The 20,326-nt window shown below is 49.4% G+C and carries 15 protein-coding genes; 7 read left to right on the top strand and 8 right to left on the bottom strand.

The window, feature by feature from the left end; translation table 11 throughout:
- Positions 1-5: 5 nt before the first annotated feature.
- Both ON05_RS07655 and ON05_RS07650 read left to right on the top strand, forming a co-directional pair.
- On the top strand, positions 6-1,334 hold the full coding sequence (locus tag ON05_RS07655; protein WP_010477542.1) for an AAA-like domain-containing protein: 1,329 nt from the start codon (positions 6-8) through the stop codon (positions 1,332-1,334).
- Positions 1,321-3,906 carry an AAA-like domain-containing protein gene (locus tag ON05_RS07650; protein ID WP_010477543.1) on the top strand — a complete coding sequence of 862 codons (2,586 nt, stop codon included), beginning with the start codon at positions 1,321-1,323 and terminating at the stop codon, positions 3,904-3,906. Before ON05_RS07655 ends, ON05_RS07650 begins: the two co-directional genes overlap by 14 nt.
- A gap of 19 nt (positions 3,907-3,925) precedes the next feature.
- Here ON05_RS07650 and ON05_RS07645 read toward each other — a convergent pair whose 3' ends face one another.
- Positions 3,926-4,930 carry a sugar ABC transporter substrate-binding protein gene (locus tag ON05_RS07645; RefSeq protein ID WP_010477544.1) on the bottom strand — a complete coding sequence of 335 codons (1,005 nt, stop codon included), beginning with the start codon at positions 4,928-4,930 and terminating at the stop codon, positions 3,926-3,928.
- A 245-nt stretch (positions 4,931-5,175) separates the two neighbouring features.
- Here ON05_RS07645 and ON05_RS07640 point away from each other — a divergent pair, with 245 nt between their 5' ends.
- The 4 genes from ON05_RS07640 (at position 5,176) to ON05_RS07625 (ending at position 8,267) form a co-directional block, all read left to right on the top strand.
- On the top strand, positions 5,176-5,430 hold the full coding sequence (locus ON05_RS07640) for a hypothetical protein (protein WP_010477545.1): 255 nt from the start codon (positions 5,176-5,178) through the stop codon (positions 5,428-5,430).
- 170 nt (positions 5,431-5,600) lie between these two features.
- A complete protein-coding gene (locus tag ON05_RS07635; protein ID WP_010477546.1) occupies positions 5,601-6,284 on the top strand; it encodes a PspA/IM30 family protein in 684 nt (227 codons plus the stop codon).
- Positions 6,281-7,822, top strand: a complete 1,542-nt coding sequence (locus tag ON05_RS07630; RefSeq protein ID WP_010477553.1) for a phosphate ABC transporter substrate-binding/OmpA family protein — start codon at positions 6,281-6,283, stop codon at positions 7,820-7,822. The genes ON05_RS07635 and ON05_RS07630 overlap by 4 nt, the downstream gene beginning before the upstream one ends.
- Before the next feature lie 4 nt (positions 7,823-7,826).
- Positions 7,827-8,267: a hypothetical protein gene (locus ON05_RS07625; RefSeq protein WP_010477556.1), complete on the top strand. Its 441-nt coding sequence runs from the start codon at positions 7,827-7,829 to the stop codon at positions 8,265-8,267.
- A 168-nt stretch (positions 8,268-8,435) separates the two neighbouring features.
- Here ON05_RS07625 and ON05_RS07620 read toward each other — a convergent pair whose 3' ends face one another.
- The 7 genes from ON05_RS07620 to ON05_RS07590 form a co-directional block, all read right to left on the bottom strand.
- Positions 8,436-10,376 carry a tetratricopeptide repeat protein gene (locus ON05_RS07620; protein WP_010477558.1) on the bottom strand — a complete coding sequence of 647 codons (1,941 nt, stop codon included), beginning with the start codon at positions 10,374-10,376 and terminating at the stop codon, positions 8,436-8,438.
- 131 nt (positions 10,377-10,507) lie between these two features.
- On the bottom strand, positions 10,508-12,517 hold the full coding sequence (locus ON05_RS07615; protein WP_010477560.1) for a tetratricopeptide repeat protein: 2,010 nt from the start codon (positions 12,515-12,517) through the stop codon (positions 10,508-10,510).
- 64 nt (positions 12,518-12,581) lie between these two features.
- Positions 12,582-14,498, bottom strand: coding sequence for a tetratricopeptide repeat protein (locus tag ON05_RS07610; protein WP_010477564.1), 1,917 nt, complete (start codon positions 14,496-14,498; stop codon positions 12,582-12,584).
- 371 nt (positions 14,499-14,869) lie between these two features.
- Positions 14,870-15,358, bottom strand: a complete 489-nt coding sequence (locus ON05_RS07605) for a cupin domain-containing protein (RefSeq protein WP_010477565.1) — start codon at positions 15,356-15,358, stop codon at positions 14,870-14,872.
- A 54-nt stretch (positions 15,359-15,412) separates the two neighbouring features.
- Positions 15,413-16,078, bottom strand: a complete 666-nt coding sequence (locus tag ON05_RS07600) for a glutathione S-transferase family protein (protein WP_010477566.1) — start codon at positions 16,076-16,078, stop codon at positions 15,413-15,415.
- Positions 16,079-16,174: 96 nt separating this feature from the next.
- A complete protein-coding gene (gene ruvB / locus ON05_RS07595; protein WP_010477567.1) occupies positions 16,175-17,302 on the bottom strand; it encodes a Holliday junction branch migration DNA helicase RuvB in 1,128 nt (375 codons plus the stop codon).
- Positions 17,303-17,359: 57 nt separating this feature from the next.
- Positions 17,360-18,544: an RtcB family protein gene (locus ON05_RS07590; protein WP_010477568.1), complete on the bottom strand. Its 1,185-nt coding sequence runs from the start codon at positions 18,542-18,544 to the stop codon at positions 17,360-17,362.
- A gap of 303 nt (positions 18,545-18,847) precedes the next feature.
- Between ON05_RS07590 and ON05_RS07585 the strand changes: the two genes are divergently transcribed.
- A complete protein-coding gene (locus ON05_RS07585) occupies positions 18,848-20,317 on the top strand; it encodes a sugar transferase (protein WP_010477569.1) in 1,470 nt (489 codons plus the stop codon).
- Positions 20,318-20,326: the final 9 nt, after the last annotated feature.

The following is a 20,326-nucleotide window of genomic DNA, read 5'->3' as shown; positions in this document are numbered from 1 at the left end:
ATGCTGTGATACAGCCTGAACAGCTGATCAACGCTGCAACCGAGGCCATTTTTAAGTGCGACAACGAATACCTGAGAACCATCGAAGTCGATGTCCTAGACGCCTGTCTCGCAGGTCTCACCTACGAAGAAATGGCCGAAAAGCTCGACTACTCCAATCGCTATATTGCCGGTGATATTGCCCCCACCCTGTGGGCGAAACTGACACGGGCTTTAGACGAAAAAGTGAGTAAGTCCAATTTGCGAGTTGCCCTGGAACGTCTGCATCAACGCCAACCATCACCGGAAAAACAAACCGCCTATCGCCCCTATCCAGAAGGACCCGTCCCTTTAAATTCTTCCTTTTATATCAACCGATCTGAAGTAGAACGTCACTGCTGCCAAATCATCACCCACCCAGGGACTTTAATCCGCATTAAGGCGGCCAAAGGCATGGGCAAAACCTCCTTAGTCAATCGGATTCTGAAAACGGCGGAGGCCCATCCCCTCCAGACCCTGTACCTGGATTTTCAGTGGGCGAGTCAAGCCTCCATCAATGACTTAGAACGCTTTCTGCGTTGGTTCTGTTTCCAGATGGGGCGCCAACTTGGGCTAGACAATCAGCTGGATGACTATTGGGATACGGAGCTACTCACTAGTATTGATAACTGCAGCCAGTATTTTGAAGACTATCTGCTCCCCAATCTAGAAGCGCCCCTTGTATTGGCCCTCGATAGCGTAGAGCAAATTTTCCCTTACCCCGAAGTGGCGGGGGATGTCTTGAGGATGCTGAGGAGCTGGCATGAAAAGTCCAAAAGTTCAGCTATCTGGGAAAAAGTGCGGCTGGTAATCACCCACGCTACGGAAGACTATGTGTCTCTCGATATCAACCATTCCCCCCTGACGAATGTAGGGGAACCCATTACCCTAAACCCCTTTGAGATCGAACAAGTTCAAGCCTTAGGGGCGCGGTATGACCTGCAGTGGCAGCCATCAGAATTGGAAAATTTACAGGGAAGAGTAGGTGGGCATCCCTATCTGATTCATTTAGCCCTCTATAAAGGGGCCGTTGAACGCAAGACTTTTCAGGAGATTCTCAAAACCTCAGACCAAGAAACGGGCATTTACTTTAATCACCTGCTCCGGTTGAGGGAAGAACTGATCCAATCCCAGGATTTAACGGCTGCGTATCGTGCGATCGCAAATTCACCCCAAGGTATTGAACTCAACTCCCTCCAGATTTATCACCTGCAAAGTCTAGGCTTAGTCAAGCTCAAAGGCAATCTGGTACTGCCCTCCTGCAGTCTTTATCAGCAGTACTTCCAGCGAGAGTTAAGCCGTGATGCGATCGCATAATGTAGCGGAACCAGACTATCGGTATCAGGTAGGAGGCAGTCTGCCCGCATCGGCTCCCAGTTATGTCACCCGAAGCAGCGATCTGACCTTCTATGACCATCTGCAAAACGGTGAGTTCTGCTATGTGCTTAATTCTCGCCAGATGGGTAAATCCAGTTTGCGGGTGCAGACCATGCACAAACTGCGGGAGGAGGGGGTTGTCTGTGCAGCTATTGACCTGACTGGGTTTGGCACCCAGGGCATCACCCCAGAAAAATGGTACGGCGGTCTAATCAAAGCCCTGGTCAGTGACTGCCAACTCGACCTTAACTGGCGAGCCTGGTGGAAGCAGCAGGACCCGGCGACTCCGGTACAGCGGTTGCATACCTTTATCGAACAGGTTTTACTGCCAACAATTTCGCAAAACATCGTTGTTTTTATCGATGAAATCGATCTGATTCTCAGCCAAAACGTATCCGCTGATGACTTTCTGGCTCTGATTCGGTTCTTCTACAATCAGCGGGTGGATCAGCCCGCCTATCGCCGTCTTACCTTTGCTCTATTGGGTGTAGCCACTCCCTCTGCACTCATGCAGGACCATGAGCGCACTCCCTTTAATATTGGCAAAGCCATCTATTTAGAAGGGTTTCAGCTACAGGAAGCTCTGCCCCTGGCTCAGGGCTTTCGCGGTAAGGTGCAAGACCCAGAAGATGTGCTCCATGACATTCTAGAGTGGACGGGGGGACAGCCGTTCTTGACCCAAAAGCTCTGCCAACTGATGGAAGTATCCCTGCGGGGCGATCCAGAGATCACCGTAGAGCAGGTGGTTCACACCCAGATTCTGGAGAATTGGGAGTCCCATGATGAGCCTGTTCATTTGAGAACGATTTGCGATCGTATCCTCTTAAACGACCACAAATCGGTCCAACTTTTGGGGCTTTACCAGAAGGTTTGCACTAGCACCGTCACCACGAAAAGCAGCCCTGAACAAATTGAGCTGCGCCTATCGGGCCTGGTGAAAGATCAAGAGGGCACCCTCAAGGTCTATAACCGCATCTATGGTCAGATCTTTAACCAACAGTGGATTGAGACAACCCTGCAAGAACTCCGGCCCTACGCCGCTGCGTTTAATGAATGGGAACAGTCCAACGCCCAGGCGGACAAGCTCCTAAAAGGAAAAGCGCTAAAACAAGCCCTGAACTGGGCCGTGGGCAAAAGCCTCAGCGATCAGGACTATGACTTTATTCGCCTTAGCCAGGTCAAAGCCGAGCGAGAAAAACTCCAGCGCAATATTTTTCTGCGAAACTTGCTAACGGCTGTGGGTTTGGGCGGTTTACTGATTGGCGGTCTTTTCTGGGGCAGCGATCGCTGGCTGGCGGATCAAAACCAGCAGACCCTAACCACGATAACAACCCTGCATAAACAAGTGGCTCAGGCAAAGCGCAATCAAAATCAAACGGAGGCTCTTGCTCTGGCTATTCAAGCGGGGCAGAAACTCCGCGACTTAGTGCAGGGGGAGCCAATTGCTAGCTATCCCACGACCACTCCCTTACTGGATCTGCAGCAGATTCTCAAGGATCAAGAACGGCCAGACTCTAAGCAGAACAAAGAGAATCGTTGGAATCTACAGATCCTCAAAGAAGAGGCAATCTGGGATTTAGATATCAGCCCGGATGGCAAAACCATTGCTGTCTCCGGTTGGGGCAATTCGGTCCGGCTGTTACAGAACAGTCGTCAACAGCGCCTTGTCCATCCCGACTCAGAGATGGTGATCAGCACAGACTTTAACCCTCAAACGGATCAGGTCGCCACTGCTTCCCTCAACGGCACTGTTCGCCTCTGGTCCGCCACTGGACAGGCCCTCCAGCATTGGAACACTAAACAAGATGCCGTTTGGAGTACTCGCTTTAGTCCCCACGGACAGTACCTGGCCACAGCAGGTTGGGATGGCACGGTTCGTCTCTGGGATTTAGACGGAACGCAGCGCTTTCAGACTTCGCAAAAACACCAAGGCCCCGTTAAGGATATTCGCTTTAGCCCCGATGGTAAATGGCTGGCCTCCGCTGGAGAAGACGGCGTGATTCAACTTTGGAAACTATGCTTAGAGGCCACCTGTCTTAAATCGGATGACCCTCAATCTCTGGATCTCCAAAAAGCATGGAATGGACATAGCGGCTGGATTTGGAGTCTAGATATCAGTCCTGATAGCAAGGTTTTGGTTTCTGCGGGTGAAGATGGCATTGTTCGCTTTTGGGATCTCGATAACCCCAATGCCCCTCCTCAACGATGGCGATACGGGCAAGGTCGTATCACTCAAATTCGCTTTAGCCCTGATGGCCAGTGGCTAGCGCTTAGCGGTTGGGATGGCACGGTACAGATTCGCGATCGCAACGGCAGAATTTTTTCCCAATGGCAAAGCCGCCGCCCAGTCACGAGCCTTAGCTTTACCCCTGATCAACAAATACTCTTGGTCGGAACTGTGATGGGAGAAGTCTATCAATGGCCCATTAAATCCCTCGATCAACTCCTCAAGGAAGGATGCCAAACCCTCAAAGGCTTGAACAACACTAAGACTAACAAAGTATGTTCCTAGAAATTTCTTCAGGTGCTCGTTACCGATATTCCCCTACCTGCTGCTGCATCAGATCGACATTGGTGGCATCGATAAAACTTGGTCCAGTGGAAATAATCTCGCTAGGAGGGCTAAACCCATGACGCTGAATCCAGGTGAGCCATTGCACCGTTAAATACCCTTCCAAATAGGGCTGTTGATCAATGGCAAATAGCGTCGTTCCCTGCTCAATGGCGGTCAGGATAGTCCGACTAAGATCAAAGGTGCCGTGGCTATAGGTGTCTTTGCGATTAGAGATGACCTGATAAAAAGGGACTGCTGCTTCGGGGCCGAGAGTCAAAAAGACATTGACCTCAGGCTTTTGAGTAACATAGCGCTGCAAAATTTTCTCGGATTCCGCTGGGTTGGGCGTAATGTTGACCTGCTCTGCTGCCACACCAGCTTCCTGCAAAGCATCGAAAAAACCTTGGCAACGCGCCTCCAAATTCAAAGCACCGGGCTGGTGATTAATACAGGCTCCTTTAACTGCAGAGGGAGACTCGGCCAACAAGCGCTTCCCACCTTCATAACCACCTTGCCGCTCATCTGGTCCGATATAGGCTCGGTAGGGAATATTGTCTTGTTTCGGCCCTGACCCGGCATTGTAGGCAATCACTGGAATATTGAATTTCTGCACTGCCTGGGTTAGGGGCGCTCGGAATCTATCTGGATCAATGACGGCCACCCCAATGGCATCGGGTCGAATGGGTCCATCGATGGCTGACTCAATCAGTTGGGTTACGGCATCAGGGTCAAAGGTATGGGGACGACGAATGGTGACTTCAACCCCCAAATCCTGGGCAGCATCATGGATGCCCGTTTCCACCACACACCAAAAATAAGCCCAAGGACAGGACGCATGCTGAATCAAGGTCAGATTCAGCGTCTCAGTTTCAGACTGCACCAGGGAGGGGCTGTCTACAGGTGCTGTTGTCGTAGATCGCAGGGATGGCCGACAAGCAACCATCATCGCCACCAGTAGACCAATCACAATTATTCGGCGCACAGGACCCTCAGCAGAACTTCAGCACAGTGGAATTATATCCTGCTCAAAATTACAACCTGAAAAAACCTGAAAAAGCAGATTTCAATTCCTGAAACAGCAGAAAAAACCTCATTGTTGATCACCAATATCTTAAAGACAATGAGAGCAACAACTGCATGAGAGAGATCGAGAAATAGCTTTTTCAACTGTGGAAAAACAGACAGTCAGGATTATTAAACAAAATCTCAGGTGAGAGGAGTCAAGCAATGCACAGTACTCATTCAGGATGCACTTGGCAATCATTAGCCACCGTTTCATTCATCGCAGTCCCCCTGATTGTTTATCCAGTTTTCCACTATGCAACCCAAGACCATGTCACGTTCACCGTTGATAAGGCAGAGCGGGTTGTTGATGGCAACTCGTCTCGATACCTCATCTTTACTGAAAATGAAACATTTGAAAACACAGACTCTCTATTGCCTTCTTTAAGTTCAATTCTTCCGATATCTATGGACGAATAGATGAAGGAAAAACTTATAACGCAAAAGTCTCAGGAACAAGAGTTCCCTTTCTTTCTTGGTACCGAAATATTATCGAAATTCAAGAAGTACCAAAATAATTCTCTATCGTTTTTCTGGGTTGAAACAACTATGAAAATTTTTAGCTTTATTTAGAGGTTGATATCAAAAATATGAATCGTACAAAAACAGTCGTCAGAGCCACCTGGAATTGGCTATGGGGAATGCCCATCGATGCAGGCGGAGACATTGCGGCCCAAGTCAGCGAAGACAGTATCGATGATCTGACTCAGGCCTTTCAAACATTAGTTGATTCGGTGGGTCTGCAAAAAGGCGCTTTAGCGCAGGCCCTCCGGCTGCATGACGAGACGGAGCAACAGGTAAAAGCCCTCAGTGACCAGGCTGAACAGTTAGTCGCTGCTGGTGAAGATGATGCCGCCCTGGCCGTATTAGCCGAACTGGATGTTCTGGAAGAGTATCGTCCCCAGCTTGAAGAGCAGGTGTTATTTGCCAAGCAAACCTTAGCGGAAGGAACAGCCCGCATGAAAGAAGCCCAATTAGAGCTGAAAAAGATGCAGGCCCAGCAAAAAATGGGGGCTTCAACCCTACGGGTCACCCAAGCCTTAGAGCGCGCCAATCAAGCAGCGGGCATTGATAGCCAGTCGCCAATGCGACGGTTTGAAAAATCCCAAGCCGCCATCCAGCGGCGCAATATCCAAGCCCAAGCCACCTCAGACGTTCAGGGAGAGCTGAAGGGAACCTCCCGAGCGATTAAAACCCTCCATGCCCAGGATCGCCTAGCCCAACTGAAAGCGAAGCTAGCCAACCCCACTGCAGAAAATAAGGAGCAATCATGAACACTAAAAGAAAAGGATTACCCCCCATCGCCTATATCGGTGCCGCATTACTCGTATTTGGAGGCGGGTATATGGGCCTCAATGCCATCAATCTAGGAGACCCTTCTCCCCTTAACCAACTCGCCTATGGCAATGAAGCCCGACAGCTCACGGTACTGGGTGATACCTTCTCCGGCTATAGCACCTTGCGAGCCGACCCCTTCGCTGCCAAAATCACCCAAGCGGATTTAGGCATTCGCTATCAGGATGAATTCGATCAAGCCGCTAGAGCCAAAGCCCTCGGCCAGAAGGCTGACATCATTGTCACCACTCTTGATCAGTATTTAAAGCATCAGCCCCAAGGTCGCATCGTCGGTCTGATTGATAAAACCGTGGGTGCCGATGCCGTGGTGCTGAATACCCAGCAATACCCTGAGCTAAAGGGGTTGAATGATATTGCCAAGGTGCACGCCTCCGCCTCGGCTCCCCTGAAGTTGGTCTACTCCGCAGGCACCCCCAGTGAATACCTTGCCAAGCTGCTGGATCTGAAGTTTGAAGGATTGAGCTTGGCGGATTTTGAAGTGGTGGAAGTGGAAGAGTCCACTCAGGCTTATGAGTTGTTAAAGTCTGATTCGCGGGTTGCGATCGCAATCCTCTGGGAACCCTTCGTTTCTAAAGCCCGCAAAGAAGGCAACACCGTCGTTCTCTCTAGTAGCGACGTTCCTGATGCCATTATCGACGTGATTGTTGCCAGCAATCCGCTGATTCAAAATCGTCCCGAGGACCTCAGTCAATTCCTCACCCTCTATTACCAACATACGGATCAGCTGATTCGAGACTCAGGTGCCCTCAGTCAGCAAATTGGCAAAGACGGCAATCTATCCACCCAGGATGCTACTTCAGTGTCGAAGGGTATCGACTTTTTCACCGCTCTAGAATCCAACCAATGGATGAATGCTGGCACCTTAGCCCAGCGCATTGAAGCAACTTCAGCGGTTCTTTCCCTCACAGGTGAGACGGCAGGGGTGGTCCAGAATCCCCGTAGCCTCTATACCCAAGACTTTATTGCCCAGGCCGTGACCCATTCTGAACAATTGGTGGCATCTATTGCCGCCACAGATCCGGAATTGGCCAAAGTACTCCGGGGGCAGAAGTCCTCAACCACCAAAGTCCAGGTCACTCCCCAGCAAATTCAATCAGCTCCGCAGGTGGGTAATTTCAAGGTCAGAGGTGAGGTGAAATTTGCGACAGGTTCTGCGGTGTTATCCGGAGACAGCCAATCCACTCTTAAAGCCCTTGCCAAAGAGATCAACGAATTCAATCCCAGTACCATCGCCGTGAACGTGGTGGGACATACCTCAAAAACGGGGTCCGCTGCCACAAATCAGACTTTGAGTCAGCAACGAGCCCAAGTGGTGGCTAATTTTCTCCGGTCTCAAGGAGTGCGCCCCAATCTGGTGGCGGAAGGCAAAGGGTTCTCTGAACAACTCCCAGGCGTTGATCCAGCCAGTCCGGCCCAACAACGCACAGAAATCCAGCTCAGGCGAATAGGGGGATAGGGGGATGGCGGAGTCTTTGCGCCAAGCTTACCAGCGCTTTGGCGGTATCAAGCAGTCTGAGGTGCCTTGGATTATCTGGCTCCTAGAAAATCCGGCTAGTCCCCTCCCTCTGGCCGGGGCAATTCCTCTCAAGGAGCATGATTACCTACACCTCTTACTCAATCGTGGAAAGTCTCCAGAGGATGAAGCGTTTATTATTGGCTTTACGATGGGAAATGATAGCTCCCTCAATCCGCTTCACCTCTGGATATTTAAATTCGCCTCTCGGTTTCTCTATCCCCAGGACTATCGATTCACTCAGCACCATTGCAACATTTTTGATGCCGGGGTTCAGCAAGGAAAGCGACTGCCAACAAAAAACTTGTGCCGCTTTGATTTCTCATCCGTTGAAGAATCCTCGTTAGAGGAGCTGAGAGCTTTACTGACGATTGATCAAAGTCTGTAAAGCAAGGCCAATCATACTTTGTTAATAGTCTGAATCGTTGTGCCTGGATTCCCAGAGAGTAGGGTATATGGGGTAACGGCTGCTGATCAACCATCAATTCGTTTGGATGGCATACTGTCCAATAATCGATGGTAACCAGAGCTGTCGCTATTCGTCTTTCAGAGCAGGTTATTGTGGCTCTTGGGTTGGAGCAGACTCTGCGGAAGTTTGGCTCTTCGCGAGTCGCAAATCTTCGGCAACTTGGGGGTAACCAGGGTTTAGATCATAGGCCGCTTCCAAATGGGGAATCGCTGCCGATCGTTTATTTTGTTGAAGCAACGCTTTCCCCAGTCCGTGTAGTGCCTCAACATTGGTGAAATTGAGCTGAATGGCCCGTTCAAAATCCACAATGGCTGCATCCGCCTTCCCTTGTGCCAGCAATGCTAATCCCCGTCCACTGTAGAACTGGTGAGTAAAAAATACATTACGAGGCTGCAGTTTAAGGGCTTTCTCATAGGCCGGAATCGCCTGTTCGGGTTGGCCCTGTCGACGCAGAATATTCCCCGCCGCAAAATGACCTACCGCAAACTCTGGATCGATCTGAACCGCCTTTTGATAATGTTCGAGTGCCAAGTCATATTGTTTAAGCTCAAAGTAGAGCTGTCCGAGTACCGTCTCTAATTTCGCGTCAGGCGTTGTCTCAATTCCCACAAAGGCCAGGGGGAAACCAACCTTCTTTAATCCTGCTTGCAACATTTGGCGAGCTTCTTGCTTTTGACCTGCTTGGAGTAGAACCTTACTGAGGGTTATCCGTATAAAAGGATTCTCTGGTGAGTCCTTTACAACTGGACGTAGAACCGTCAGAGCCTCCTCTACTTGACTATTACCAGCTAAAGCCCCGCCCAGATTGATCGCAATCATATCTGAACCAAAGGGGGCGGACTGCTCGGCCTGATTCGCTTGAAAAACATCCTGGGCTTTTCTCAAGACAACAATTGCCTCTTCCCACCGCTCCAATGCTGTGAGCACAACCCCTATTTCATTCAGTACATGGGCGTTTTTGGGTTGCAAAGCTGCGACCTTCTGATAAGCCTGAACCGCAGATTCTAAGCGATTGAGTTTTTTGAGCGCTTTCGCTAACCATTTATAGGCGTCGGCATCTAGCTCAGCATCGGGTTTAGTCGCATTTGAACCTAAGAACTGCCGATATTGGGTAAACGCTCCCTCAAAATCTTGTTTTCGAATCAGGGCATCGCCTATCAGGGCATGGGTATAGATGCTTTTCGGGGCAAGTTTAAGCCGTTGGGTGTAATTGGCAATCGCTTCATCCCATCGTCTTTGCTGAGCATAGTTTTGCCCCAAGACTAAATAGGCATCTGAGTATTGCGGATCGAGGGCAATGGCATTTTCCAGAAACGGCACCCCTTCTTTTACCTTTTTAGTCGTGGTTAAATAGTGTCCCACCTGCAGGTAAGCTCGTGCATCGAGTTGTCTATCCGTTAACGATGCTGATTCTTTAATGAGGACTGCCTGACGAAAAGACTGGATAGCTGGGTCATATTTCTGAGCTTTCACTTGGGTTTGGCCTAGATTCGTCCAAATCCCAGCCTTCTTAGGCGTCAGTCGAGTGGCGTAATCGAAGGTTGCGATCGCACGATCCAACTCACCCACCAAAACCAAATTTTCACCTAAATCATTGTAGGCAAGCGCATCAATTTCCTTAGCAGAGAGCTGCTTCGATTCAGATTGATGATATTGACGGTAAATATTGAGGGCTTGGGTTAGTTTTTGCTGTCTAATCCGGACTCTAGCAATATCGAACTTGTACTGGGCATGCCAGCTTTGCAATGCCTTCCCCCGTTCGAAAGCGGCAATCGCTTCATCAAATTTTTGACAGTTTTCTAATGCCTGCCCCAGGATGTAATACCCCCCCGCAATCTCATGTTTGGGCGTTTTTTCCAGCGACTTTTCCAGTTCTTTCTGCATCCCAGTCCAGTCCTGGGCACATTCTGCTTCTGTCGGTGGTGGAAACGGTGGGGAAGCAAGTGGTAGTTTTAACTGGGGCTTAGCCTGACTGGGCATTGCAGATAAAGCCAAGACTAATGCCAGTGGAAATGCCAATCGGCGCATGTTTCAATCCTTCGTATACAGCGGATGGGAAAGTATTTGTATTCAACAGAGCGTTTTCCTTGTGAAGAAGGCACTGGTATCAGATGTTCGTTGCCTTATCTTTTCAACTTATCTTTTCAAGTAGATCGCCACTATCGGCCTAGATGACTTAGTAAGCGACGTCTCCAGATGCTCGTGCGTGATCGTCTCTTCGCATTCTGTAGATCCTTGAGCACTTGGGGATGGCGAGGATTTAGATCATAGGCTGTTTCTAGATGTTCAATCGCAGCCAACGGCTTATTATTCCGCAGCAAGGCTTTCCCTAACCCATGAGCAACCTCAACATCGAACGATCCAAGCTGGATTAACCGTTCCAAATCGGTAATGGCTGCATTAACTTTGCCTTGGGCCAGCAATGTGAGTCCTCGCCCCCGGTAAAACTGTTGGATAACCCATACATCATGAGGCTTGAGCTGCACGGCTTTGTCAAATGCCAGAATCGCTTGCTCATATTGGCCTTGGCGACGTAATGCCTCCCCGGCAGCCTGGTAACCCAGGGCAAATTTTGGCTCTAAACGAACTGCTTGCTGATAATGCTTGAGAGCCATATCATCCCGTTTCAACTCACTATAAATTCGGCCTTGGAGCATTTCCAGTTTGACCGCTGGGGTCGTATCCATATTCGCCACTTTCAGGTAAAAGTGGTCTTGTTGGAGCCCCGTCTGCAAAATCTGGCGGGCTTCCCAAACCTTCCCCACCTGCATGAGCACTTTACTCAGGGAATATTTCACGTCACTGATTAACGGATCCTCTTGAGCACTGTGTTGAGCTTGTCGCAAAACCTTGAGTGCTTCCTCGGTACGCCCCCTTTTTGCCAGTGCTTCTCCCAAACTGACTGAGATGGTTTCAGCCTTGAATGAGGTTGTCTCTTCCGACTGCCCTGAGTTCACCAGACTTTGGGCCTGTTTGAAAACGTCAATGGCCTGATCCCAGCGTTCCAACTGGCTCAGCACTTTTCCCATCTCATAGAGCACCTTGGCATCTTTGGGGGTTAAGGTTGCCAATTGCTCATAGGTTTTCACCGCAGCGTCTAATCGATTATGGTTTTTCTGGGCTTTGGCCAGCCACAAATAAGTCTGTGTATCCAGCTCAGCTTCGGCAGTAGGAGAAGAATCTGGACCTAAGAATTTTCGGTAATGGGTAAAAGCCTTCTCAGCGTCTCCTTTACGGATCCATAGATTTCCCATCAACAGATGGCTAGTTCCATCCGTTGGAGAGAGTTTCAGCCTTTGGGTATAGCTGACAATGGCTTCCTTCCACCGTCTTTGCTGGGTATAGCTGTGCCCTAAAACGAAATAAGCATCTGACAATTGAGGATCCAGTGCGATCGCTTTTTGCAATACGGGGATACTTTGCACCTCATCCATGGCACTTAAAAAGTTGCCCATTTGGAGATAGGCGCGGGCATTCAGTTGCTTTGCGGTTAAGTCAGTCGATTCCTGCAATTCAACCCTGCGGCGAAACGCTTTCTGGGCTGAAGAAAATTGCTGAGCGTGTAAATGAGCTTGGCCCAAGGTCTGCCAAATTTTTCCATTGTTGGGCGCCAGCTGGGTGGCCTGCTTTAAAGTTGCGATGGTCTTCGACCGGCCTTCGGCCATCACACCCTCAACGTTCTCCAACGCCATCAAGACTTCCCCCAAACTTTGATGAGCCAGGGCATCAATCTCTTGCTCTGAAGGAGTCTTCGATCCAGGCTGCTGGCGAGCTAGTATCTCAGCATCAGACTGATGGAATTGACGATAGATATCGAGGGCTTGACTCAGTTTTTGCTGCTTAACCAGAACCCTTGCTGTGTCCAGGTTGTAGGTCAAGTCTTGTAAGCGTTGCTTTTGCCCAAAAACGACAAGCGCTTCCTCAAATTTATTGCACCGCTCCAATGTCCCCCCTAGATTGGAATATCTTCCTTCAAGCACCAGGGGAGGTGTATTGGGCGGTACTTGTTCCAATGCTTGTTTCAATCCAGCCCAATCTTGATCACAAGCCACTTGAGGTAGTGGCGGCAATTTAGGCATTCTTGCTTGCAACTCAAACTGGGGCATCGCCTGAGTCGGTAGCGCAGACAGGGCTAGACCTAATGTGATAGGAAGTGTTAATCGATGCATCTTGTTGTATTCAGTCCATTTCGTAGAGTTTTTGGCGGCGTGATTTATGGCGTTGTAGTAGCCGCTAAGCGTTAAGTTGATCCTTCGCCTTTTGCAAGTCCTCAGATAAACCGGGGTGTCGAGGATTGAGTTCAAAGGCAGTTTGCAGATGCTGGATTGCTTTAGCGCTTTGCTGCTGGGTTAACAGCGCTTTACCCAGACCATAATGAGCTGCACTATTTTGAGGATTTAACCGAATAGCTTGTTTAAATGCAGAAATCGCTGTTTCTACCTGCTTGCTCTCGAATAAGGACCAACCCAAGCCGTTATAGGTCTTGTGAGTAACATCCAAACTGTGGGATTTCAGCCTCAATGACGTTTGATAAGCTTCGATCGCTCGATCAAAGTGTCCCAACTGGCGTAAGACATCGCCGCGATAATAGTGAGCCAACGGAAACTTCGGCTCTAACTGAATAGCTTCGTCATAGTGCTGCAATGCCTTGTCATAGTGCTGGAGTTCAAAATAAATTTCACCATGCTTGGCAATCAGGCGAGCCTCATCAGAAATGGGAGGATCAGCATATTCAAATTGAGTCTTTGTGGGATAAACGCTTTGCAATATTTTGCGAGCTTCCTGATGTTGCCCCACTTGCGACAGTACCTTGCTGAGGGTCGTTATCGTCAATGGTCCTGTTAGAGAATTGGCTTGAGCTTGGCGGAGGATGTGAATGGCATCATGTGGGTGGCCACTCTTCGCAAGGGTATTGGCCAACAGACTAGTTACCCTCTCTGGCATTGAATAGGAACTCCCGATAAAGAGGGGCGTTTTTGGCGTCGGTCGGTTGACCAACTCATGGGCTTGTTTTAAGTAAACGATTGCTTCATCCAAACGTCCTAGCTCTGATAGATAAGCGCCGATTTGGGCATGAGTGCCAATATCCTCAGGCGTTAAAGCAAGAGCTTGCTGATAAGCCTTCACCGCATCAGCCGGTTTATGCTGATATCGGAGGGTCCCAGCTAACAGGACATAAGCCGCACTATCAATAGCTGGCCCTTTTCTCACTTGACGCTGATCAAGCTGAATCAAAGTCCGAAAATGGGAGAAAGCGTTGCCCAAATCACCTTTACGCACCAGTAGAGATCCCATATTCTGATGCACCACCGTATTATCGGGAGATAGCTCCAGGAAACGACGATAGGTAGCAAGGGCTAAATCCCATTGCTTGTCCTCAAAATAGTGTTCTCCCAAAATAAAATAGGCACCCTCAAAATCAGGGTCCAATTCAATAGACTTTTTCAGAAAAACAGCCCGTTGTGGAGATGGGTTATAAATATTGCTTGCAACGCGGTAATAAGCACGGGCATCTAATTGTTGGTCGGTCAGTGAGGTGGAGTCCCGAAGTTCCTCGACATGCCGAAATGCTGTGAATGCCTGTTGATAACGCTTTTGCTGAATGTAAACTCTACCCAGGTTGTACCAACGCATATCGTTTTGGGCATCGATTTGAATGGCGTATCGATACATTGCGATCGCACGATCCAAGTTACCCTCCTGGACTAAGGCTTCAGCCAAATCATCATAGGTCAGTGCCTCCAGCTCTAAGGCAGATCCTTTGGTATTTCCCTCAACCAACCGACCTTGTCGATAAACGCTAAGTGCTTGCGTAAATTTTTGCTGTTTAACGAGAATTTTGGCGATCTGGTATGTGCTGTGGGAAGAAGCGTGAAAGGCCTGTCCTCGTCGGTAAGCAGACAGTGCAGCATCTAATTGTTTGCACTTTTGTAAGTTATGCCCCAAAAGCTGATAACCATCTGCAACATGGCGTTTGTCAATGGTTAATGCAGCTTTTTCCAACTGTTGCTTAATAGCATCCCAGTTCTGATTACAAGTGGCAGGCGTTGAATGTCTAATGGGTTTTTGATCTGGAATCTGTGCCCAAACTTGATAAGGCATTGACGAGAGACCCAGACCTATCAGTAGCGCGAGAGATAAGCGGCGCATGCAGTAATGTCCTTCTGTAGTTGATAGCCAGTCGTGAGGAGCTTCGGCATTGGTCATCATCATTGAAAAGACGATCTAATCTGATGTCTTTTCAACCAATCCGAAATACGTTATGCAGATATAACTGGAATCATAGAAGTTTCCCTCACCGCAAAACATGAGAGATATCACCCCCACTATTGGACTCGATCACAGACACTCTGCAATCGCTCAGGCACTCTAGCCCCAGACTGCTATGTCACAAGCGCTCTGTCCAAGTGAAGTGCAGCGAGTTAGGTTAGCCCACCTCTTCCTTGGTCATTGGATATAGATAACCCCATTTTCTGCTCTCAACAAATGGCTAGAGCGTAAAAAACGAGGGAATGCTGGATCTATTCTTTTTTCTTGGGTACAAAAGGCTGGGTGGCCTCAATATCTACAAAGTAGGCATCATCACCATCTCGAATAATCCGTTTTCCCAAACGCGGGAATTCACCAATTTCAGCATGCCTGTGTTCACCCCCCATCAGATAAACCAGATCTTCCTCAAATGGATTGCGGAGGTGATGAGCCACAGAAGGGGTTGGAAAACCCATAAAGTCCCCAGGACCGACTTCATATTCTTGATCCTCAATTTCGGCAATACCCCGCCCCGAAAGAATATAGATAAACTCCTCCTCATGGTGGTGGGCATGATAAATAAACGATTCTTTGCCCGGTGGTACCCGACTAAGCCGCAGGACCGCTCGTTCCAGGCCGACCTTTGCTCCTAAATCCCGTAGATAAATTTCAGAATTAGGGTTGAGGGGATGCTGAAAGGCAAACTCTGGAGTTTGTTCAATAGCATCTGCGCGCAGAAGATAAGGATTGGTTTCAGTCATTTCCGTTTTCCTGTAAAGATTGAGGGTTACACCATAAATTCAGCGCTGAACCAGCTATCCAGAAATAGGCTGGCCACGCTCCGAGGCTTGAATAGTTTCAGATTCGGTCTCTCCCGCCTGCAGCCATTCACGCATATGCGGATTCTCGAAAATCGTATGGATATAGTCCTGAGCAACTTGGGGTAAAGACACCCCATAGGTGACAAAACGAGACGCAACAGGGGCATACATGGCATCGGCAACCGAAAATTCCCCAAACAACCAAGGTCCCTCTTCCCCATAGGTTTGACGGCAAGATTGCCAGACCGAGACAATCCGGTCAATATTAGCTTGGCAGGCCGCAGAAGGCTCCACCCCTGTTCGTCGTGCCCGACAATTCATCGGCATTTCTGAGCGCAAAGCCATAAAACCGGAATGCATTTCTGCCGCAACAGCCCGAGCGTGAGCCCGTATTGCTGACGGTTGAGGCCAACCCTGCTGATAGGTCTCTGCCACATATTCACAGATCGCCAGAGAATCCCAAATCGTTCCCTCGTTAGTGATTAAGACGGGAACCAGTCCTGATGGAGAATAGTTTGCTAGTTGCGATCGCGTTCTATCCGTACATAATGGAACCCGAACTTCCTGAAAGGGAACGCCCACCTGCTTTAGGAAAAGCCAAGCCCGTAATGACCATGAGGAATAATTTTTGTTGCCAATCACTAACGTTAGATCTGCCATGGTGACCTCCAAAATGGTGAGGGTTTTGCCTGGGTCTAAAGGATTCAGCGGTTCTGCAATGATGCTTCGTTATATTGAAAGTCTTATCGGGTCTTGCTAAGACAGCAATCGCATTTGTTCATCGGGGGGCTGATATCCCAAGTGAGTCCAGGCTGCAGGTGTCGCCACTCGGCCCCTGGGGGTTCGGTTCAGATAGCCAATCTGCATCAGATAGGGTTCATAGACCTCTTCAATGGTCTGAGAGTCTTCACCTGTTGCTGCTGCTAAGGTATCCACACCCACCGGACCACCGTTATATTGCTCAATCATTACCGTCAGTAGTCTCCGATCCGTCCAGTCCAAGCCGCAAGGATCGACATTAAACAGCTCTAAGGCTTCCTGGGCAATGGTTTGGGTGATCTCTCCTGAATGCTTGACCTCCGCATAATCCCGCACCCGTTTCAGTAGGCGGTTAGCTATCCGAGGCGTCCCCCTGGACCGCCGGGCCACTTCCTCTGCCGCATCTGAAGTGATTTTGGCCTTGAGGATATCTGCAGTTCGCAACACAATTTGCCCCAGCTCATCAGCTTCGTAAAAGCGCAACCGTTGGACAAAACCAAATCGATCTCTCAAGGGTGAGGTCAACGCTCCCACCCGTGTGGTTGCACCGACTAGGGTAAAGGGCTTTAAGGGCAAACTGCGAATCCGCGCAGACTGCCCCTTACCAATCGTGATATCAAGCCGAAAATCTTCCATTGCCGGATACAATAGCTCTTCCGTCATCCTCGACAGCCGATGAATTTCATCGATAAACAAGATATCGCGGGGCTGTAAGTTAACCAGCAAACCGACAATATCCCGGGGACGTTCTAGGGCAGGCGCACTGGTGACTTTGCAGTTCACCCCTAACTCAGCCGCCAAAATCAGCGAAATCGTCGTTTTTCCCAGCCCTGGGGGGCCATAAAGCAGGAGATGGTCTAGGGCTTCTTGCCGAGACTTCGTGGCCTGAATGGCAATATCCAAAACCTCTTTCAGTTCCCGCTGCCCAATATATTCGTCAAACCGCTGGGGCCTAAGCTTATCATCCTGCTTGCCAACGAACTCTTCCTGCACTGCTTCCGGTTGCAATAATGCATCCGTCTGCTGGGGCTTAGATCGCTCGACAGGCTTCTGGACGGATTTTACCTGAGCGGGCTTTTTCGACCCATCCGGTTGAGGAGATTGCTTAGAGGAGACAATGGCCATAATAGCCTCCATCATAGCGGCCAAAAGCAGTGGGTGGGAGATCCCCCAAATCCCCCACTATCCTTTAACGCAGACCACTTGCTTCAGAGTGGCGACCACCTCTACCAAGTCGGACTGATTCGCCATCACTTCTTCAATCGGCTTGTAGGCCCCAGGAATTTCATCCAGAATTCCCTTGTCCTTGCGGCACTCCACCCCTTGGGTTTGTTCGATCAAATCATCCAGGGTAAAGTGCTTTTTCGCCTTGGTTCGAGACATAGTCCGCCCCGCCCCATGACTGCAAGAGCAATAGCTTTCCAGATTCCCCTTGCCTTTGACAATGTAGGACTTCGCGCCCATGGAACCGGGAATGATGCCGTAGTCTTCCTGGCGAGCCCGGACCGCCCCCTTACGGGTGACATAGACCTGCTCCCCATAATGCATCTCTTGCTCTGCATAGTTGTGATGACAGTTAACGGATAGCACTGGCTTGGTGGGTTTGCCCCCAGCCAAATGCTTTTCCACAATCCGCTTAAAGCGAGCCATCATCACCTCACGGTTATAGCGGGCATAGTCTTGAGCCCACTGTAAATCCCGCCAATAAGCGGCAAACTCTGGGGTACCCGCCACAAAGTAGGCCAAATCTAGATCCGGCAATTTCATCTCAGCCAGCTTGGCTAGCTCCTTTGCCGTTCTGATATGGTTTTGAGCCAGCATATTGCCGATGTTGCGAGAGCCAGAATGCAACATCAGCCATACCTGATCTTCAGAATCCACGCAGACTTCAATAAAATGGTTGCCCCCTCCCAAGGAACCCATTTGCCGTAAGGCTTTCTTTTCCAGGTGCTGTACTCCAGAATGAAGATGCTTAAAATCCTGCCAGCGCTGCCAATTGTAGACCGACTTATCTGCTTCGTCGTTTTGGTTGAAACCCACCGGAATCGTGGCCTCAATATCTAAGCGGATTTGCTTAAGAACCTTGCTATCCAGTTGGTTGGCGGTAAAAGGCATTTGCATCGCCCCCATGCCACAACCAATATCAACGCCGACGGCTGCTGGAATCACTGCATCCTTGGTGGCCACAACAGATCCCACTAAAGCCCCTTTACCCAGATGCACGTCTGGCATCAAGGCCACATGCTTATAGACAAACGGTAGGGAAGCCACATTCTTTGCCATTTGGGTTTCTGCTGGCCCCAAATCATGATTGGCCCAAGACAGGACAGACTTTGGTGCTGACAGCTTCAGTTGTTGGTAAGACATGGTTTCACCCCCATCCAGAGATCGCAAAGATTAACAGCTCTATTCCCCAGCTCAAATCGAGACGAGTCGTAGAAATATCTGTAGTACATATACTACAAAATTTTTTTGGATTCAGCAACCTTATCTTTTGCCCAGTTCTTCCTCCAGCCTGATTGCCAAAGTCAATGCCCTATCTCTGGGTGATGTTGAATTCCCTACACCAGAAGGGAACGATCACCTCAGGGGAATGGTTACAGCAATATGTCTGAAGTATGGCCAGTAGGTGTGGGCAGCAGTTAGCTGCTAGGTTGAATTCTATAAGTTATGGCGTTGTCCCATTCAAGTGTTGTGGTTAAATTACCTCACTCCTTAAAACCCTCCACTGGCGATATTCGAGCCCCCCAAAAACTAAGATTTGCTAAAGGCTTGGTGGGGCGTTGGCCCAGAATTAGTGCTTTGTTGGTGAGTGATTTCTTAGCCTTGGGCATTGCCTGGAAAATTGCGGCTCGGTTTAATCAGTTTTATGCGCCCATTCCACCACAACTGATTTGGTGGTCTTGGTTAGGGCTACCCAGCTTATTTTGGGTGTTTTCGAGCCTGATGGTTATTGTGCTGGCCTGTGGTGGACTTTACAACACATCAGGAGCCTGGAAACACTATGTTCGTGCTGGCCAGTTGGTCAGCTTGACGTATTTATGGTCCTTAGTGATCAGCTATTTTTATGACCCCAAGCTCGATGCGCCGCGATCGTTATTTTTTACGGCTTGGTTTGGCAGTGTGGTAATGGTGATCGGGTTACGACTGATGACCACCCTGGTTTTAGAACAAATTGGCCTCTTCCACCGCAACAAAATTCCAGTCTTTATCATTGCGCCTGCGGATCGCTTACCCGTGCTCGCTAAAGTGATTCAGCAGCAGTCACAGTATCGGATTGTTGGTGCCGCCCTCTCCTCCACCGCCAATGCCAATAGCATGATGCAGTTAATTTGCAAGACGCCTGCGGTGGAAGTGCTGGCAGAAGAGCTTCCCCAAACGGATTTAGCCTCGATGCTGTATTGGCAACTCAGACGAGAAGGAATTACCCTCCGCCTCTTGCCGTCCAGCGTAGAAATGCTGCATCGCCGAGGCATTCCCGAAATGTTTGCCCATATTCCCACTTTGAGAACAGAAGTCCCGCTATTAGGTGGACTCGATTATCAGGTCAAACGCTTGATCGATATTTGTGCGGCCCTTGGCTTGCTGGTTGTGTTGATGCCCGTTTTTATAGGAATTGCCATTGCCATTAAGCTCACGGCCCCCGGACCCGTGTTCTTCTGTCAAGAGCGGATTGGTCTGGGCGGACGGAGCTTCCAAATGTGGAAGTTCAGAACCATGGTGGTTAATGCAGAGACACTACAGGCCCAGTTGGAATCTCAGAATCAAAATAAAGATGGCATTCTGTTCAAGGTCAAAGATGACCCCCGGTTGACGAAGCTAGGAAAGTTCTTACGTCGCACGAGCTTAGATGAACTCCCTCAACTGATTAATGTTTTATTGGGACAAATGAGCTTGGTGGGGCCGCGGCCATTGCCCATCCGGGATGTAGAGCGATTCGACTCCTGGCACCATATTCGCCATCATGTTGTTCCCGGCATGACGGGATTATGGCAAATTTCAGGCCGCTCTCAGGTGGGTAACTTTAATGAAGCCGCTCGCCTGGATCTGTATTACATCGATAACTGGTCCCTAAACCTTGATCTAGAGATATTGGTGGAAACAGCAAGAATTGTGTTGTTCGGCTATGGTGCGTACTAAGGCGTAGGG

This window comes from Acaryochloris sp. CCMEE 5410, assembly GCF_000238775.2.
In the GTDB taxonomy this organism is placed as follows: Bacteria; Cyanobacteriota; Cyanobacteriia; order Thermosynechococcales; family Thermosynechococcaceae; genus Acaryochloris.
This window is presented reverse-complemented; position numbering and strand designations above follow the sequence as displayed.

What these genes read in the sequence shown, in the direction of transcription:
- ON05_RS07650 (WP_010477543.1), top strand. Translation starts at nt 1,321, where the DNA reads ATGCGATCGCATAATGTAGCGGAACCAGACTATCGGTATCAGGTAGGA.
- ON05_RS07640 (WP_010477545.1), top strand. Translation starts at nt 5,176, where the DNA reads ATGCACAGTACTCATTCAGGATGCACTTGGCAATCATTAGCCACCGTT.
- ON05_RS07635 (WP_010477546.1), top strand. Translation starts at nt 5,601, where the DNA reads ATGAATCGTACAAAAACAGTCGTCAGAGCCACCTGGAATTGGCTATGG.
- ON05_RS07630 (WP_010477553.1), top strand. Translation starts at nt 6,281, where the DNA reads ATGAACACTAAAAGAAAAGGATTACCCCCCATCGCCTATATCGGTGCC.
- ON05_RS07625 (WP_010477556.1), top strand. Translation starts at nt 7,827, where the DNA reads ATGGCGGAGTCTTTGCGCCAAGCTTACCAGCGCTTTGGCGGTATCAAG.
- ON05_RS07620 (WP_010477558.1), bottom strand. Translation starts at nt 10,376, where the DNA reads ATGCGCCGATTGGCATTTCCACTGGCATTAGTCTTGGCTTTATCTGCA.
- ON05_RS07615 (WP_010477560.1), bottom strand. Translation starts at nt 12,517, where the DNA reads ATGCATCGATTAACACTTCCTATCACATTAGGTCTAGCCCTGTCTGCG.
- ON05_RS07610 (WP_010477564.1), bottom strand. Translation starts at nt 14,498, where the DNA reads ATGCGCCGCTTATCTCTCGCGCTACTGATAGGTCTGGGTCTCTCGTCA.
- ON05_RS07605 (WP_010477565.1), bottom strand. Translation starts at nt 15,358, where the DNA reads ATGACTGAAACCAATCCTTATCTTCTGCGCGCAGATGCTATTGAACAA.
- ON05_RS07600 (WP_010477566.1), bottom strand. Translation starts at nt 16,078, where the DNA reads ATGGCAGATCTAACGTTAGTGATTGGCAACAAAAATTATTCCTCATGG.
- ruvB (WP_010477567.1), bottom strand. Translation starts at nt 17,302, where the DNA reads ATGGCCATTGTCTCCTCTAAGCAATCTCCTCAACCGGATGGGTCGAAA.
- ON05_RS07590 (WP_010477568.1), bottom strand. Translation starts at nt 18,544, where the DNA reads ATGTCTTACCAACAACTGAAGCTGTCAGCACCAAAGTCTGTCCTGTCT.
- ON05_RS07585 (WP_010477569.1), top strand. Translation starts at nt 18,848, where the DNA reads ATGGCGTTGTCCCATTCAAGTGTTGTGGTTAAATTACCTCACTCCTTA.